Source organism: Rossellomorea sp. SC111 (assembly GCF_024733565.1).
Classification (GTDB): domain Bacteria; phylum Bacillota; class Bacilli; order Bacillales; family Bacillaceae_B; genus Rossellomorea.
In genome coordinates this window covers 158,385-174,832 of the sequence record NZ_JANIOC010000003.1, presented here as the reverse complement: position 1 = coordinate 174,832, position 16,448 = coordinate 158,385, and the positions used below count along the sequence as shown (strand labels likewise).

Here is a 16,448-nt window from a genome sequence, read left to right as displayed (position 1 = left end):
AATAGGATAGATGTGTAATCTTTAGGAGGGATCGGCCATGATATATACAAAAGGTTGGATTGATCAACATGTGGAAGAGCTTACTCCCTGGCAGCAATCTGCCTATACACACTTCTCGGAACTGATGTGTGATGAAGAGCATCCATACCCGTGCGTACCGGGTAAACAAGGCTATCTAACAGATACATTGCGCTTCGGTTTTGCAGGAGATCCGAGAAAGGATGAAGCGACGGATATGCTGGTCTCTTTATTAAAGGAATACGGAGGTATTTCAAGGGATACAGGGAAGTATGCATCACTTGTTGTGTTTTTTCAATCAGATGAAATCGCAGGTTCCGTTGAATCGTATCAACACATTTTCTGGGACTTATTGAATCGGGTACACGAGCTGGATGATAAGCCTTGGCCGGTTGATATCGGAAAGGATCCCCATGACCACACATGGGAGTTTTGTTTTGACGGGGAACCTTATTTTGCCTTCTGCGCGACACCAGCTCATATTATCCGAAAGAGTCGTCATTTTCCATATTTTCTCCTCGCCTTCCAGCCCCGGTGGGTATTTGATGAAATCAATTCGTCCACAGCATTTGGTCAGAAATTAAAGAAGGTCATTCGAAAACGGCTCGTTGAATATGACGGTGTCGATCCTCATCCCAGCTTGAAATGGTACGGACAGGAAGACAATTACGAGTGGAAGCAGTATTATCTCAGCGACGATGATTCTTCCATGAGCAAATGCCCCTTTTCACACATGCATAAGAAAATCAAGAGTTAAGGCATCAAGCTTTAACTTTTTTTTCTTTTATGAAGGCAGCTACAGCAATCAAGAGGATGAATCCCAGACTGACAAAGAAGCCGACACGGCTCACTCCATCAAGAAGAGTACCGCTGATGGCAAACAGAATGAGAAGCAGGGCAATGATCGTTCGAATCAGGTCCCAGGCTGTTTGGCTCATGAGTTTGTGAAAGGAAGCCAGGATGAAAAGCCATGTGTACAGAAGCATCAGCCCTGCAGCGGTAGTAATATATTCAAAGAGCTTATCCGGAAGGAGCATGGCAACGACAATGGATAGTGCAACAACCAAAGTGGTCAACCCAAAGGCGGGAAGCGGGACGGCCATTCTCCCCTTTCTGGCAAAAATCCCGGGAGCATCGCCTTCCTCGGCCAGAGCCACGAGCATCGTGGTGACGGCGTATAAAGAAGCGACCATGGTAGAAAATCCGGCAATGATCAGAATGGCATTGAATATGTGGGGGACCCACGGAATGCTGTATTGGTCAAGGGCTGTCAGAAATGGGCTTTCATTTGGGTCGATCCTGTTTGCAGGTACCAGCTTTAATACGAGATAAAAGGAAAGAATATAAAGGATCGTCAAAATCAAAAGCATGATATTCCCTGATTTCGGGGCTTCCTTTGGATCCTTCAGTTCCTTGGCCATCAGACCCATCACTTCAATCCCCCCGAATCCATAGAAGGCAAAAAGAAGGGCGAGCCATAAGCCTTTGCCATCATGTGGGAGAACTTCCTTTATGGGAGATTGAAGGACCCGAACCGAACTCCCACCCCCAAGCCAGCCAAACATGGCGGCACTTGCAATGATAATAAACATGATGATGGCAGCAGCTTTCATCACTCCGAAAACATTCTCCATTTGTTCTACTTTTCGGACTCCCATCAGGATGATCACTAAACCGAGAAGGGCAAATCCGCCCGTGAATATCCAAAGCGGGATTTGTGGGAACCAAAATTGGGCGAAGAGGGCGAGTGCGGTTAATTGACTTCCCATGATCAACATTTCTGCAGACCAATACACCCATCCGTTACTGAACCCTGCCCAGGAACCATATGCTTGTTTAGCATATGTCCGGAATGAACCCTTTTCCGGGTGATGTGCCGTTAGTTTGGCCAGTGCCTGGAAAACCATCCACGTGCCGATACCGGCCACTAAGTAGGCAATGAGAACCGAGGAACCCGCTCTTTGAATCGGTATGGCAGACCCAAGGAAATACCCGGTTCCGATGATGCAGCCCACTCCGATGAAAGAGAGCTGCCACCACGTTAGATTAGTCTGTTTCGTACATTTGCTCATATCATTTCACCTGACCTTTATCCTTCATATTGTGTTGTTCCGGCTCATGAATTATGTGATTGGAAACGGAATGATTTTTCATGAGAAAGGAGAAAGTAAGAGGAATTGATATCGAGGAGGCAGGCTGATGGAAAAGATTCATCCAAATTGCTGGAACGAACATGGAGAATTAAAGACGGTGATGGTATGCCCGCCTTCATCAGTGGATGTACCCGATCAAAGAACGGCGGATTATGTAGGGTGGGAGAAACCGGTAAACCAGGAGAAAGCGAAGGAAAACCATGAAGAGATGATGCGTGCCATGGAAGATGCAGGTGTAAAGGTCATCGATTACTCCAAACACCTTAAAGATGAAGTTAAGGACTTGAATCAACAGCTCATCAACCGTGTTTTTGTAAGGGATCTGGCATGTGTCTACGGGAAAACGGTGATCCCGGGTGATGCCGGCACTACGATGAGAGCACCTGAATATATTCACAGTCATGAATTATTTCAATCCTGGTTTGATGAGATGACGTTTTGCATTCAGGATAATAACCGGGTAAAGGCATTGGAAAATGGGGATGTGTTTGTGTTGAACAGGGATACCGTATTCATTAATACGGGCCTTAGATCGAGCATCGAAAGCATTGAAGCATTGAAGGGGAAAATTTTTCAGGCTGGATTTACGGAAATCGGGATCATCGACTTACCCAGGACGGGTGAAACGATGCATTTGGACATGAATTGCAATGTTGCCGGGGAAAATCTCCTCATTGCCAAAAGCTATATGAGGCTGTTCCCTGTTCAAATCGTCTCTGATAATGGGGGACGGTATGTGATGATGGAGGAGTTTATCAAACGTCACGGCTTCGACGTATTATGGACGGATGAGGTAAAGCATACGGTCGCGGATATCAATTTTCTGAATCTGGACCCGGAAACCCTGTTGATCAGCACGAAGGCCAATAAGAAGATATTGAATGATCATCCGTTTTTAAAAGGTAAGAAACTGGTTGAAGTGGATGTGAGTGAACTTGAAAAAGGCGGGGGCGGGATCCGGTGCATGACGCTGCCATTTGAAAGAGGATGAACGATTTTAATTGAATGAAATGATAAACCGGAGACTATTCTCCGGTTTTTTTTTGTGTTTCACTAAAATGAATTCTCAATAAGAAGTGCTGTAAATAAAACTTTTGTCCTGTATTACAGAGTGAGTCTTTATGACTGATTGTGGTGGTCGTACAAAAAAGTGTAATGCAGTTGATTTTATTTTTAAGGCGAGTAAATCCCCTTTCAACGCCAGGAACGGCGGGACGATGAGCCGAAACGAAAGAGATTCATCCAAAGTATCTGCAGAGAATATAATTAATTGAGAATAGTTATCAATCACTATTGACATTGATAATCATTATCAATTAAGATGACGTTGGAAGCAAAAGCCAATCTATCACGAAAGGAAGATTTGATTATGAAAGTACAAAGTGCCATTTCAAATAGAGAATTACTGGACCAACAAGAAAGACGCGAGTCCAATGCGAGATCCTATCCGAGAAGAATTCCACTGGCAATCAGTGAAGCAGAGGGAATCTATGTCACGGACATGGAAGGGAATAAATATTTGGATTGCTTAGCGGGAGCGGGAACATTAGCGCTGGGTCACAATCATCCGGTGGTCATTGAGGCAATGGAGCAAGTGATCCGTGATAAGCGGCCATTACATACATTAGATATTACGACGCCTGTGAAAGAGGAATTTGTAAATGAATTATTCTCCTCGTTGCCGGAAGCATTTCGTAATCGTGCGAAGATCCAATTTTGTGGACCGACAGGCGGCGATGCGATTGAAGCTGCGTTGAAATTAGTGAAGACAGCAACCGGGAGACAAAGTATTCTTACGTTTCAAGGCGGATACCATGGTGCCACTCACGGAACGATGGCGATCAGCGGAAATCTGGGCCCAAAAAAGAACGTACAGGGACTGATGCCTGATACTCACTTTTTACCTTATCCATATACATATCGCTGCCCATTTGGAGTAGGGGGAGAGGAGAGTCATCGCATCAGCAGTCAATACATCGAGAATCTACTTGATGATCCAGAGAGTGGAATATTACCACCGGCTGCCATGATTTTTGAAACGGTCCAAGGTGAAGGTGGCTCCATACCGGCACCGATCGAATGGATCCGGGAAATGAGAAGAATCACTAGTGAGCGGGGAATTCCACTCATCATCGATGAAGTACAGACGGGAATCGGACGCACTGGGGAACTATTTTCCTTTGAGCATGCAGGGATCGTACCGGATGTGTTTGTCCTTTCCAAAGCGATCGGAGGAAGTCTCCCCCTATCCGTCGTAATCTATGATCGTGACCTGGATGCCTGGGAACCGGGGGCACATATCGGCACATTCAGAGGAAATCAACTGGCCATGGCAGCAGGGACTGCAACATTGAAATTCATTAAGGAGAATCGCTTGGTCGACCATGCAGGGGAAATGGGAGAAAGACTTCTTCACTCTTTGCAAAAGCTTCAACAAGAATTTCCGGAGATAGGTGATGTAAGAGGCAGAGGACTGATGGTAGGAGTGGAGATCATTGATTCTGCTAAGACAAGTTCAGCGGTCGGTAGCAAGCCGGCTAACCCTGAAGTTGCGAGTGGAATCCAGCGTGAATGCTTCAAACGGGGATTGATCCTGGAGGTAGGGGGAAGACATGGGGCAGTGGTCCGTTTCCTTCCGCCATTGATCATCACAGAAGAGCAAGTCGATGAAGTGGTTTCGATTTTCAGAGAAGCTTTAGTAGCTTCTCTTACGGAGTAAAGTCATGAAAGTGAAGACAATCGATAGAGATACTAATCAAAATGTTGATTCCTTCTTCCTTCATCAAGGGGAAGAGAGTATCCAGGTATTTCATGAACTGATCGATGGAGTAAGTAAGAAGCTGCAAAATCTATATGAAGGCACGGGGCAGCCCTTTGTCGGGAAAATGCCAGAAGCAATAGAAGAAGAAATCAAACCGATCATGACCTTCACTCCTGAAGGAAAATCGTTTGAAGGTGTCCTGGATGAAATTAATGGACCTATATTGAAAAACAGTCTCCACATTTCCCATCAAAAGAGCATGGCTCATTTACATTGCCCTCCCCTTCTTCCAGGGGTGGCGGCGGAATTGATCATCGGAACGCTCAATCAATCGATGGATTCCTGGGATCAGAGTCCAGCTGCCACCTATGTGGAAGCGGAAATGGTGAAGTGGTTGACGGAAAAAATAAAGCTTCCGGCATCATCCGGCGGAGTCTTTACAAGTGGTGGAACACAGTCCAACTATATGGGACTCCTGTTGGCACGCGATGCCTTCTGTCATTCGAAATGGAACCATAACGTACAACGGGATGGTTTACCAGAAGGCTTTAACAGATTAAGGATTCTTTGTTCAGAAGAGGCCCATTTCACTGTGAAGAAAGCGGCTTCCCAATTGGGATTGGGAGAACAAGCGGTTGTGACGGTTAAGACCGATGAACATCATCGGATGAGCGTCCGGGAAGTGAATGAAACACTACAAGAGCTTGATCAGGGGGACTTATTGCCCTTTGCCCTTGTTGCTACGTGTGGGACCACCGATTTTGGAAGTATCGACCCAATGGAGCAACTGGCAGAAATCGCCCGTCGGCAGGGACTGTGGTTCCATATCGATGCCGCATACGGCGGTGGACTGATGCTGAGTCATTCTCATACAGACAAACTGAAAGGGTTGGGGAACGCCGACTCCATCACGGTAGATTTTCACAAATTATTTTACCAGCCGATCAGTTGCGGAGCCTTCCTCGTTAAGGATGAGGTCAATTTCCGTTATCTATCCTATCATGCTGATTACTTGAATCCCGTCAAAGACGATGAAGAGGGCATCTTGAACCTGGTGAATAAGTCGGTTCAAACAACGAGAAGATTCGATGCGTTGAAACTGTATCTGTCATTAAAGACACTGGGGACCGACCTTTTTGGCAGCATGATCGATGAAACGGTGAAGCTCTCCAGATACACAGCTTCTTATATGGAAGAGTTAAAGGACATTGTGATACAAAACCCTGAGCCGGAAATCAATACAGTCATCTTTCGCTATCAGCCGAAAAGGATGGAAGGAAATGATCTCGATCTCAATCATTTGAACCGGACGATCCAGCAAACCCTGCTATATAAGGGGAAAGGGGTTATTGCGAAAACAGTGATAAAGGGTCAAACCTTCTTGAAATTGACGTTATTGAATCCAAGAACAAAGCCGGAAGATATTCATTCCCTTCTACACGAGATTGAAGAGATCGGAAATGAATTAGTAAATGGAGGGGTCATACATTGAAAAATTCTAAGGAAATTGCTGAACATGCAACGATGCAAAGCTTTCTGAATTGCTATTTAAGAGAAACGGGGAACTACACTGAAGAGAGCCGCTCCGACAATGATCCGTCACTTGGGCAGTTTGAGAAAGTCATCGTATCTCATTTGGTTTTGCAGCAGATTGAATTGATTATACCAGTGAAATATTGGTCTCTTACGGATCGTCATCTAATCGGTTTCCCACTTTATTACCGGGTAGGGGAAAGCGAATTGAAACCACTCGACTACATTACCCTTACAACACTAGTGGTAAAAGAGTTCTTACTTGATAAGAGTCAAAGTGGTGCAGAGGACGAACTGCTCTTAAGAGTGATCTTAAGCTGTCGAAGTATAAAAAGCTATGTTGAAAGTCGGGTACAGGACAACGAGGCACTTACGGATGAAGAATTTGACTACATCGATGCTGAGCAGTCCCTTCTATTCGGACATATGCTTCATCCAACCCCGAAAAGTAAACAAGGCCTGACGGAACAAGAAGACCATTTGTATTCTCCTGAATATAAAGGAGAATTTCAGCTTCATTACTTCAGTGCAGACATATCCTTGGTAGAACAGGATTCAAGTGCCGACAAATCTGCAGCTTCCATCATTTTTGAAGAGTTAAAGGAAGATTCTGATGTAGATCAGTTATGGTTACAGAAGCTGCTGGAAGAGGGTGAACGCGTCCTGCTTCCTGTACACCCCCTTCAAGTGAAGACATTATTGGAAAAGGTGAACGTACAAGACCTGATGGAAGAAGAGCGACTGGAATACATCGGTCCATTAGGGAAGCGCTTCACGGCTACGTCATCATTTAGAACGGTCTATAGCAAAGAATCGCGATATATGTATAAATTCTCCGTACCTGTCAAAATCACAAACTCTCTTCGCATCAACCAAAAGAAGGAACTGGCAAGGGGAGTAGAGGTTTCGAAATTACTAGAAACGGAAGTGGGAAAAAGTCTTAACAAAGAGTTCCCACACTTTAAGGTCATCCAGGATCCTGCTTATTTAAACCTGGACCTGAAAGAAGAAGTTTCCGGGTTTGAGCTTGTCATCAGGGAAAATCCTTTCTATGAAAACAGTCGCGGGACCAGCTTGATCGCAGCCCTATGCCAGGACCATGCTTATGGGGGAATGGCCAGAATACATTCCATCATTAAAGGGATAGCGCAAAGAGAGAATAGAAGTCTGGAAGAAGTAAGCCAGGATTGGTTCAGTCGATACTTATCCCTGACGCTGGATCCGATGATCTGGTTGTTCCACACGTACGGGATCGCTCTGGAAGCCCATCAGCAAAACTCGGTGATCCAGCTGAGGAACGGTTACCCTGAAACCTTCTATTACAGGGATAATCAGGGATACTATTATAGCGAATCCAAAGTAGAAAAACTAAAAGAATTCCTTCCAGAATTAAATCAGGTAAGCGACACCATTTGTGCCGATGAAGTGGCAGAGGAACGATTGCGCTATTACTTCTTCTTTAACCATTTATTCGGACTGATCAATGGTTTTGGGGCAAGTGGTCTCATCGACGAAGAAAAACTTATGAATCTTGTAAAGGAACGTCTGGAGTACCATGAACAGCAGTGGGGGGAAGATTCCAATCTACTGAGCAGTTTATTATATCAACCGGTCCTTCCGTGTAAAGCGAATCTATTAACCCGATTCTATGACATGGATGAACTGGTCGGTCCAATGGAAGCTCAATCGGTCTACACGATGGTGAAAAACCCACTTGCCAAAGAGGTGGAAATCCATCATGTCCTATAACTACGAAGTGTATGATCAAGGAATTCAAAAGAAGATTCAATTTAAGAAGATTGATTTTGACCGGGACGCGGAGCTTATTCACAAATGGATGATGGAGGAACACGTCCACCCATTCTGGAATTTAAATATTCCATTTGAAAAGTTCCAAGACCATTTGATAAAAGCTTTGTCCGATTCACATCAAACCCTGTACGCAGGGTATCTTGACGGTGTGGCGATGAGTTACTGGGAGGCTTATTGGGTAAAAGGCGACGTGGTGGAGGAAACGTACACTCCTGCTCCATTCGATCAGGGAGTGCATCTGTTAATCGGGGAGAGGGAGTATCTTGGTAAAGGACTTTCCCTGCCATTATTACGAGCGATGGTTTCGTATCAGTTCCAAGAAAAGAAGACGACTAAAATCGTAGCGGAGCCGGATATCCGAAATGACAAAATGATCCATGTATTTGAGAAATGCGGTTTTAAACCCGTTAAGCCGATTACTCTCCCCGACAAAACCGGACTGCTCATGTTTTGTGAGAGAAGCGAATTTGAAAAGAGGTGGCTGAATGATGGACTTCACGAACAGATCAAATGAATTATATGACGTCATCGGGATCGGATTGGGTCCGTTTAATCTGGGGTTAGCTGCCTTATTGGATTCGGTACCCGAAGTGAAAAGCGTATTTTTGGAAAAGAAGAAAGCCTTCAATTGGCATCCGGGCATGCTGATTGACGGAACGACCTTACAAGTGCCGTTCTTTGCGGATTTAGTCAGTATGGCAGATGTACGAAGTGATTACAGTTTTCTCCGATACCTGGAGGCTCATAACCGCTTATATCACTTTTACTTTCTGGAAAAATTTCATATCCCGCGCAAAGAATATAACCATTATTGCCAATGGGTGAGTGAGCAGCTCACAACATGCCGGTTCGGGATGGATGTCCAAAGTGTCATCCCGGTCCAATTGGGGGGTGGGGAAAGTGTATATGAAGTCACCGTATGGAATGATTCCCTTCAACAAACGGAAACGATGTTCACGAAACATCTCGTACTCGGAATTGGTTCTGTTCCTTCTGTACCTGAAGCCTTTCAGGGAATGCTGGGCAAAACCGTCTTTCACAGTGCCGATTATTTATCCAATAAGGAGATATGTGCACAAGCTGAAACGGTTGCTGTGATCGGATCCGGCCAAAGTGCAGCCGAAGTGTTTCTCGATGTAGCCAAAGAACAGGAAAGTCAAGGGTTTTCACTGCAATGGTATACACGTTCAAAGGGATTCTTCCCGATGGAATATTCAAAACTGGGCCTTGAGTATTTTTCACCTGACTATACCCGGTTCTTTTATCAGCTTCCACAGGAAAAGAAGGATCAGCTCCTAAAGGAACAGGATCTTCTTTATAAAGGCATCAGTTCAGAGACGATCGCCGATATATATGATTATTTATATGAACGATCCGTAGGAAGAGAGGTTCCGGACATCTCCTTACAGGCCATGACAGAGATCGTCGGAATCAGAAAAAATGAAACAGGGTTTGAACTGCATGGCTATCACCGGATCAAGGATGAACATTTCATTGATAAGGCAGATGTCATCATTCTTGGTACTGGCTACAAGCCTGCATTCCCGGGATTCCTTTCAAAAATGAAAGAGTGGATTGCATGGGATGAATATGACAGATACAAAGTGAAAGAAGATTATCGATTGGAAACCTATGTGGAAGGTCCGGGTGAAATCTTTGTACAGAACGGTGAAATGCATACTCATGGAGTGGGGGCACCTGACCTTGGACTCGGTGCACACCGTAATGCGGTCATCATCAATACCATTACAGGGAGAGAAGTATTTCCGGTTCAGAACAAAAATGTGTTTCAAACCTTTGGAACAAAAGCGGCGTCCATTCCGGTTCCTCTCTGATGCAAAGAAAACATAGACTATGTGAAAGAAGGGATAATATGTTATTCAATGAAGAAATTCAACGTGTTTTTAAGAATGATAGCTGGACGAAAGTAAACAAGAAATTGATAGGCAAAATGCTGTCTGAATATATGTATGAAGAGATGATCCGACCTGAAATCCTCTCGGAAAAAGGGGAAGATATTGAATATTCCCTTCAGGTCACAGGTTCCAAGCACTATCACTACATCGCACAAAAACGATTGTTTGATAGTTTCGATGTGAAGTGGACGACGGTATATATCGTTGAAAATGGAGGAAGAAAGGAAGCCGATAGTGCAATAGAGCTATTGGTCGACCTTCAAGGTGTCATCGGGATGTCATCTGAGACGGCAGGGCATTTAATCAAGGAAATGAACAGTACGTTAATAGCAGATGCCCATCTTCTTGAAAAAGAAACGAAAACATCGGACGAACTGATTCATGAGGACTATGCCACCCTCGAAGGCTATATGACAGGACACCCTTGGATTACATATAACAAAGGGAGAATCGGGTTCGGATATGACGATTACCTTTCCTTTGCGCCTGAACAACAGAAAGAGATACAGCTTTCCTGGATAGCCGTACATAAGGAGCTTGCATCGTTTCAATCTGTGGGTGGATTGGATTATGAAACGTTGATTGCCGGTGAACTAAGTGAGGAAGACCGAATCCGTTTTGACAAGATCGTCAAACAAAATGGAAGCGAACCATCGGAATACTATTTCTTGCCGGTGCACGAGTGGCAATGGAAAAACACACTCATTCAGAATTTCCCCGAGGAGCTGGCCATGGGTCGCATCATTCCCTTGGGAGAGGGGGAAGACCGCTACCTCCCTCAGCAGTCGATCCGCACATTTGTAAATACAACGAACAAAGATAAGCATCATGTGAAGCTTCCGATGAGTATTTTGAACACGCTGGTTTATCGGGGACTGCCATCTGAACGAACCGTGATTGCTCCTAAGGTGACAGAGTTCATTAAGGGAATGGCTGAAAAGGATCCATTTTTAAAAGATGAATGCCGGGTCATCCTGCCAGGGGAAAATGCCAGTATGAATGTACATCACCGCTACTATACACAATTAAAACAGGCACCTTATCAATACTTGGAGATGCTTGGAACCATATGGAGGGAAAGCATCTATACGTATTTAGAAGACGGGGAACAAGCGATTACACTGGCTGCCTTATTGTATGAAGATCATGACAATAAACCGTATGTTGAGAGTTTGATTGAACAGTCAGGTCTCAGCCCAGAAGAATGGATGAAGCAATTTTTCAAAGTCGTCATGGATCCTCTCCTTCATTACCTTTACCAATACGGAACGGTATTCTCTCCCCATGGCCAAAATACGATTGTCGTGTTGAAGGGTGCGAAGCCTCACCGTTTAGCGATTAAAGACTTTGTTGATGACGTTAATATTTCAGACCAGGATTTTCCGGAGCTGCAAGGGCTGTCATCTGAGTTTAAAGCGGTCCTTCGAACGGAGCCGCCTGAAGGGCTTACACAGTTTATCTTCACTGGCCTCTTTATTTGTCATTTGAGATACTTGAGCAACTTGTTAAAGAACAATCAAATGATGGAAGAAGAAACCTTCTGGAGTCTTCTTGCTGACTCAATACTTAACTATCAGAAGAGATTCCCGCAATTACAAGAACGTTTCAAGCTATTTGATTTCTTTAAGCCAGAGCTTACGAAATTATGCCTGAACCGGAACCGAATGGTGGATTACGGATACTCTGATGACGATGACCGTCCTCACGCTTCTGAATTCGGGAAAGTAACAAACGCATTGGCTTTATATAAAATAAACCGGACTGTTGGGTTAATCTGATCATCTTTAACTCCCAAATAGAAAGAAGGATCATCACTTGAGTACAATTGTTCAGAAATTCGGTGGAACCTCTGTTGGTTCTACCGAGAGAATAAACCGAATGGCGGACAGAGTCATACAGGAAAAGAACAAAGGTCATGACGTCGTTGTTGTGGTTTCTGCAATGGGGAAAACCACTGATACTCTTGTAAAGTTAGTGAGTGAGATCACAACGAAACCAAGTAAGAGAGAGATGGATATGCTCCTTTCAACAGGGGAACAAGTAACGATCTCCCTCCTTGCCATGGCTCTGCAGCAACGAGGGGTAGAGGCAATTTCCTTCACTGGATGGCAGGCAGGCATTCAAACAGATTCCGTTCTAGGAAATGCCCATATTCAAGAGATTGACACAAAGCGTATTAGGAACGAAATGGATCATGGAAAAGTGGTTGTAGTGGCAGGATTTCAAGGAGTAACGGAAGATGGGGACATTTCTACCTTGGGAAGAGGGGGTTCCGATATCACGGCAGCGGCCCTTGCTTCAACATTAAAGGCAGATCGGTGTGATATTTATACGGATGTTGACGGAGTATACACCTCTGATCCCAGATTTGTTCCGAAAGCATCGAAGATCAATTCCCTTTCGTATGAGGATATGCTGAATCTGGCTGTCATGGGAGCCGGTGTTCTTCATCCAAGAGCGGTTAAACATGCAAAGAAATTCGGAATTCCTCTTTATATAAAATCAAGTTTTGAAAATGTCGGGGGAACCCTCATTCATGGAAAGGTAAAGCAGATTGAATCAAGCCCTGTGATCGGTGTCACATTTGAAAAGGATATTAATAGAGTAGAAATGTTTGAGTGTGAAGATGTTGAAGGATCCCGGGAAGCAATTATGCGTGAGCTGGCCACTCGTCACATTCAGGCGGATGTCTATACACAAAGTTGCCGAAACATCTTGTCCTTATTAATCAAGGAACAAGACCTTCAAGAGATATTATTCGTCTTAAGGAAAGAGAAAGACAGATGGAAATACTCCCGCATCGAACAAAGAAGCAGCCTGTCAAAGGTGTCGGTAATCGGTCAGAATATGAAATCCCAGCCTGAGATTAAGATAGGAATGTGCAAAATGCTACTGGAAAACGCAGTGAGAGTGAAACTGATAGGTGAATCTTCCATAAGCGTAACGGCAGTGATTGAGAAGAGTCATATACAAAAGGCTGTAGAGAGCTTGCATACGGGATTTGGATTGGATTATGAGGACATATTGAAGGCTACAGTGTGAATAAGAAGAAGTAGTGATGGAAAATAGGAAAGACTCCGCTTTATAAAGACAACAAAGGGGAAAAAGATGCGTGTCTTTTCCCTTTTCGCGTATATAGGACAGGATTCAACATCATTTCCTGGGAAAAGATGTTGAATCCTGTTGTGCTATTAGTGAATGGCTTGAACCATGTTGAAATCGCAAACTTTATTTCGACCTGTACGTTTTGCCAGGTAGAGAGCTTTATCCGCTTGTTCAAAAATTTCTTCTCCGGAAGGGGAAACTGTATCCGGATAAGTGGATACTCCGATGGAAATTGTAATGTTAATCGACTTGTCATCTGTAATCATAAAGGGATGTCGTTCCACCGCTTCCCGAAGTCTTTCGGCAATCACCATCCCATGGCTATGAGGGCAGTCGAGCAAGAGAATACTGAATTCTTCCCCACCATTCCTGGATACGATGTCGAAAGATCTGGAATGGTGGGTCAATACCTTTCCGAGTTCTTTTAACACTTCATCACCTGCCGGATGACCGAACGTATCATTAACAATCTTAAAGTGATCGATATCGATGAGCAGTAAGGAAAGTTTCTCGTCTCTTTCCTGAGCATGCCTCAAAGCTTGATTGTAACTTGCGTCGAATTGACGGACATTATTAAGACTGGTGAGGAAATCCTTTGTCGCGTTCTGTTTTAATAGATGATATTGCTCATTTGAACGTTTGATCTGCTCTGCAATAAAATAAGCGATAAAGCCGACCAGGAGCGAAGTGATTGCATGATAGGGAATAATTTTCAATGTATCCGGAAACCCGATATTGTGCTGTAAAGAGAAAAATATGATCATCAGGCTGAACATGTTCATAATCTGGATCTTTACTAGCCTCCGGGAAGGAAGGCAGCTTAATAGACTGCAGGAAATTCCAATGACCAACATCCCGAGAGCAGCTACAATCGCCTCATGAGTGACACCAAACATGATTGTTCTGCCGATTGTGATAATGGAGGCTGACAGAAGGGCAGGAATCCAACCGATATATACGGCCGTGGTAACGATTGCTAAATGTCTAAGGTCCATTATACTATTATGATTCAAAGGAATGGTAAAGTTCATGAGAATCAATCCAAGAACCCCGGAGAAGATCCCTATCAATAGGGTCATCGGAATCGGTATTTCCCGTGAATTCCTCAACACAATCCCCGCAAAGTATAAAAAGGATGTAAAGATACATATGTTGATGAATAATTGCTCCAACATGATCATCCCTCCTTCATAATGGATAGGTACCATGACATATTACCTATATTCATTATATCGGATTGCCGGGTCTGGTGGTTAAGATTTTTCTGAGCTTCTTATAACAATACAAAAAGCCGTCCGGATTGGACGGCTTTTTGTATTGTTTGAATAGCTATGAATTAATAAACCCCGACAGCATCCCATGCTGCTTTAACGGAATTGTAAGTGGAGCTTCCATTTCCGTAAAGATCAGCTGCTGATTGAAGAAGGGCAGCACGTGCATAACTGAAATTACTTGTTGGTGTTAAGTATACAGTCAGGGCACGATAGTAGATTTTTTCTGCTTTGGCTTTACCGATGCTTGAGATCGTGTTATAAGCCGCTTTATTCGGGATACCGGAGTTTGTATGAACCCCACCGTTATCGGAAGAAGTGTTCACATAGTTATTCATGTGAGCCGGTTGTCCATATTGAGTAGGATTCGATAGACTGCGAAGGGCGTCTCCTGAAATGCCTGGAGTATAAACATCTTCACCCATTAAGTAATCACCCGGATCTAAGAAATAGCCGAATACATCAGAAAATGATTCGTTCAGGGCTCCGGATTGATACTGATATTGTAATCCGGCAGTACGCTCTGTCACGGCGTGTGTCAGTTCATGGGCAACGACATCCAGTGCACCAGATAGGGAAGTGAACGTTGATCCATCCCCGTCACCATAGACCATTTGTGAACCATTCCAGAACGCGTTATTGTAGTTGGAACCGTAATGGACAGTCGAACGGATGGTTGCGCCGTTATTGTCGAAACTATTGCGGTTATGCGTGTTTTTATAATAGTCATAGACTTTGCCTGCATAAGCATGGGCATCGACGTCAGCGGCTTGGGAATAAGCAGTCCAAGAGTTATTGCTATCGACGGAATAACTTCCCGGAAGGCTTGATCCATTATTAGCCGTAAAGGTTTCAATGACACCGTTCATAGGTTTCGTCACATCATATAAGTAATAAGTTCCATTTGAAGAATAAGTATTAAGAGATTTATAGTCATCTAAAACCCCGTAACCGCTTCCGGTAGTCGCTGCGTCTGTCACAGCATTGAAAGCTTCGACAATCGATCCGTCTTTGGCATCCACATAGATCTGCCAGTTCGCTCCATAAGGCTCGATGAATTGAAGTTGTACTTTATAAGCAAGAGTGAACTTTCCGTCTTTTTCATGAATGACAAGATCGTTCTTCACGTTGGTGCTTTCTACGTTACTGTCTTTCTTTCCATCAATGGCGGGAACGTTTTGGGTTCCTGTCACTGTATCTGCTTTAGATAGACCGATATGTTTCCAGGCCAGATCCGTAGCTGATTTTTGGTTGATTTTAGATTTTGTCTTGGTCACCTTTTTAGAAGCTTCTTTGAATAGCTGTCCTGTAGTAGCCGTCACTTCATTCTTTTTATTTGTATGGACAATGAAGATGGCCCCTTCAACAGGAACACCGTCCACTGACTGAGTGAATCGATAATGAGACATCCCAAGATCATCTGTCGTCTTTTCAAGTAATGTCAGTTCAGAATGTGGATCGATGGCGAACAGCTCTTTATTTTCCTTCATGAACGCTTTCACGTCTTTGTCGTTCTTCACAATACCTTTTGATAGTTTCCCAGATAAGAAGCTTGGCCCTTTTTTATCTATGTTCATGACCTTTTGATGAATGTCCATTTTAGAAGTAATAGAATCTGAAGACTGGGCAAATGCGGATGCACCTGTAAAGGAGGCGCTGAATACAAGAGAAGTACCTAGTGCTAAACTGACTAATTTCTTTTTCGACATAATTACAAATTCCCCTTTTGATCATAGATTTTGGAAATAGCTATTTCTTTTGGCCCCGGCGGCTAATTAGTAGTTTAGTAAAAAAAAGGAAGGTTGACAATGAAAAAAATGGTAATTATCAGTAAATTTAAAATATTTAGTGTTTAATAATGTCGATATAAAACAAATTT

At 43.8% G+C, this 16,448-nt stretch carries 12 protein-coding genes; 9 read left to right on the top strand and 3 right to left on the bottom strand.

The features are described 5' to 3' along the window. Positions 1-37: 37 nt before the first annotated feature. Positions 38-775: a YqcI/YcgG family protein gene (locus NQ095_RS04920; RefSeq protein WP_258262366.1), complete on the top strand. Its 738-nt coding sequence runs from the start codon at positions 38-40 to the stop codon at positions 773-775. Positions 776-779: 4 nt separating this feature from the next. Here the strand turns inward: NQ095_RS04920 and NQ095_RS04915 are convergent, their stop codons facing one another. Beyond that, positions 780-2,090, bottom strand: coding sequence for an amino acid permease (locus tag NQ095_RS04915; RefSeq protein WP_258262365.1), 1,311 nt, complete (start codon positions 2,088-2,090; stop codon positions 780-782). Positions 2,091-2,217: 127 nt separating this feature from the next. Between NQ095_RS04915 and NQ095_RS04910 the strand changes: the two genes are divergently transcribed. From NQ095_RS04910 to NQ095_RS04875, 8 genes are all read left to right on the top strand, one after another. After that, the gene (locus NQ095_RS04910) at positions 2,218-3,162 is read left to right on the top strand and encodes an arginine deiminase family protein (protein WP_258262364.1); all 945 of its coding nucleotides are present in this window, start codon (positions 2,218-2,220) and stop codon (positions 3,160-3,162) included. Between the two features lie 378 nt (positions 3,163-3,540). After that, positions 3,541-4,890 (top strand): aspartate aminotransferase family protein, encoded by a 1,350-nt coding sequence (locus NQ095_RS04905; RefSeq protein ID WP_375162809.1) that lies wholly within the window; start codon positions 3,541-3,543, stop codon positions 4,888-4,890. Between the two features lie 4 nt (positions 4,891-4,894). Then, entirely contained in the window at positions 4,895-6,424 is a 1,530-nt protein-coding gene (locus tag NQ095_RS04900; RefSeq protein WP_258262362.1) for a pyridoxal phosphate-dependent decarboxylase family protein, read from the top strand. Then, entirely contained in the window at positions 6,421-8,214 is a 1,794-nt protein-coding gene (locus NQ095_RS04895; RefSeq protein ID WP_258262361.1) for an IucA/IucC family protein, read from the top strand. Before NQ095_RS04900 ends, NQ095_RS04895 begins: the two co-directional genes overlap by 4 nt. A gap of 22 nt (positions 8,215-8,236) precedes the next feature. After that, the gene (locus tag NQ095_RS04890) at positions 8,237-8,791 is read left to right on the top strand and encodes a GNAT family N-acetyltransferase (RefSeq protein WP_258262494.1); all 555 of its coding nucleotides are present in this window, start codon (positions 8,237-8,239) and stop codon (positions 8,789-8,791) included. After that, complete coding sequence (locus tag NQ095_RS04885) at positions 8,766-10,112, top strand: lysine N(6)-hydroxylase/L-ornithine N(5)-oxygenase family protein (RefSeq protein ID WP_258262493.1); 1,347 nt, start codon at positions 8,766-8,768, stop codon at positions 10,110-10,112. Before NQ095_RS04890 ends, NQ095_RS04885 begins: the two co-directional genes overlap by 26 nt. 38 nt (positions 10,113-10,150) lie before the next feature. Beyond that, positions 10,151-11,971: an IucA/IucC family protein gene (locus tag NQ095_RS04880; protein WP_258262360.1), complete on the top strand. Its 1,821-nt coding sequence runs from the start codon at positions 10,151-10,153 to the stop codon at positions 11,969-11,971. A 37-nt stretch (positions 11,972-12,008) separates the two neighbouring features. Then, complete coding sequence (locus tag NQ095_RS04875) at positions 12,009-13,235, top strand: aspartate kinase (RefSeq protein WP_258262359.1); 1,227 nt, start codon at positions 12,009-12,011, stop codon at positions 13,233-13,235. Between the two features lie 149 nt (positions 13,236-13,384). Here the strand turns inward: NQ095_RS04875 and NQ095_RS04870 are convergent, their stop codons facing one another. Beyond that, entirely contained in the window at positions 13,385-14,473 is a 1,089-nt protein-coding gene (locus tag NQ095_RS04870; RefSeq protein WP_258262358.1) for a GGDEF domain-containing protein, read from the bottom strand. 161 nt (positions 14,474-14,634) lie between these two features. Next, on the bottom strand, positions 14,635-16,278 hold the full coding sequence (locus tag NQ095_RS04865; protein ID WP_258262357.1) for a M4 family metallopeptidase: 1,644 nt from the start codon (positions 16,276-16,278) through the stop codon (positions 14,635-14,637). Positions 16,279-16,448: the final 170 nt, after the last annotated feature.

Coding starts and splice junctions, on each gene's coding strand:
- NQ095_RS04920 (WP_258262366.1), top strand. CDS start 38: ATGATATATACAAAAGGTTGGATTGATCAACATGTGGAAGAGCTTACT.
- NQ095_RS04915 (WP_258262365.1), bottom strand. CDS start 2,090: ATGAGCAAATGTACGAAACAGACTAATCTAACGTGGTGGCAGCTCTCT.
- NQ095_RS04885 (WP_258262493.1), top strand. CDS start 8,766: ATGGACTTCACGAACAGATCAAATGAATTATATGACGTCATCGGGATC.
- NQ095_RS04870 (WP_258262358.1), bottom strand. CDS start 14,473: ATGTTGGAGCAATTATTCATCAACATATGTATCTTTACATCCTTTTTA.
- NQ095_RS04905 (WP_375162809.1), top strand. CDS start 3,541: ATGAAAGTACAAAGTGCCATTTCAAATAGAGAATTACTGGACCAACAA.
- NQ095_RS04910 (WP_258262364.1), top strand. CDS start 2,218: ATGGAAAAGATTCATCCAAATTGCTGGAACGAACATGGAGAATTAAAG.
- NQ095_RS04900 (WP_258262362.1), top strand. CDS start 4,895: ATGAAAGTGAAGACAATCGATAGAGATACTAATCAAAATGTTGATTCC.
- NQ095_RS04865 (WP_258262357.1), bottom strand. CDS start 16,278: ATGTCGAAAAAGAAATTAGTCAGTTTAGCACTAGGTACTTCTCTTGTA.
- NQ095_RS04880 (WP_258262360.1), top strand. CDS start 10,151: ATGTTATTCAATGAAGAAATTCAACGTGTTTTTAAGAATGATAGCTGG.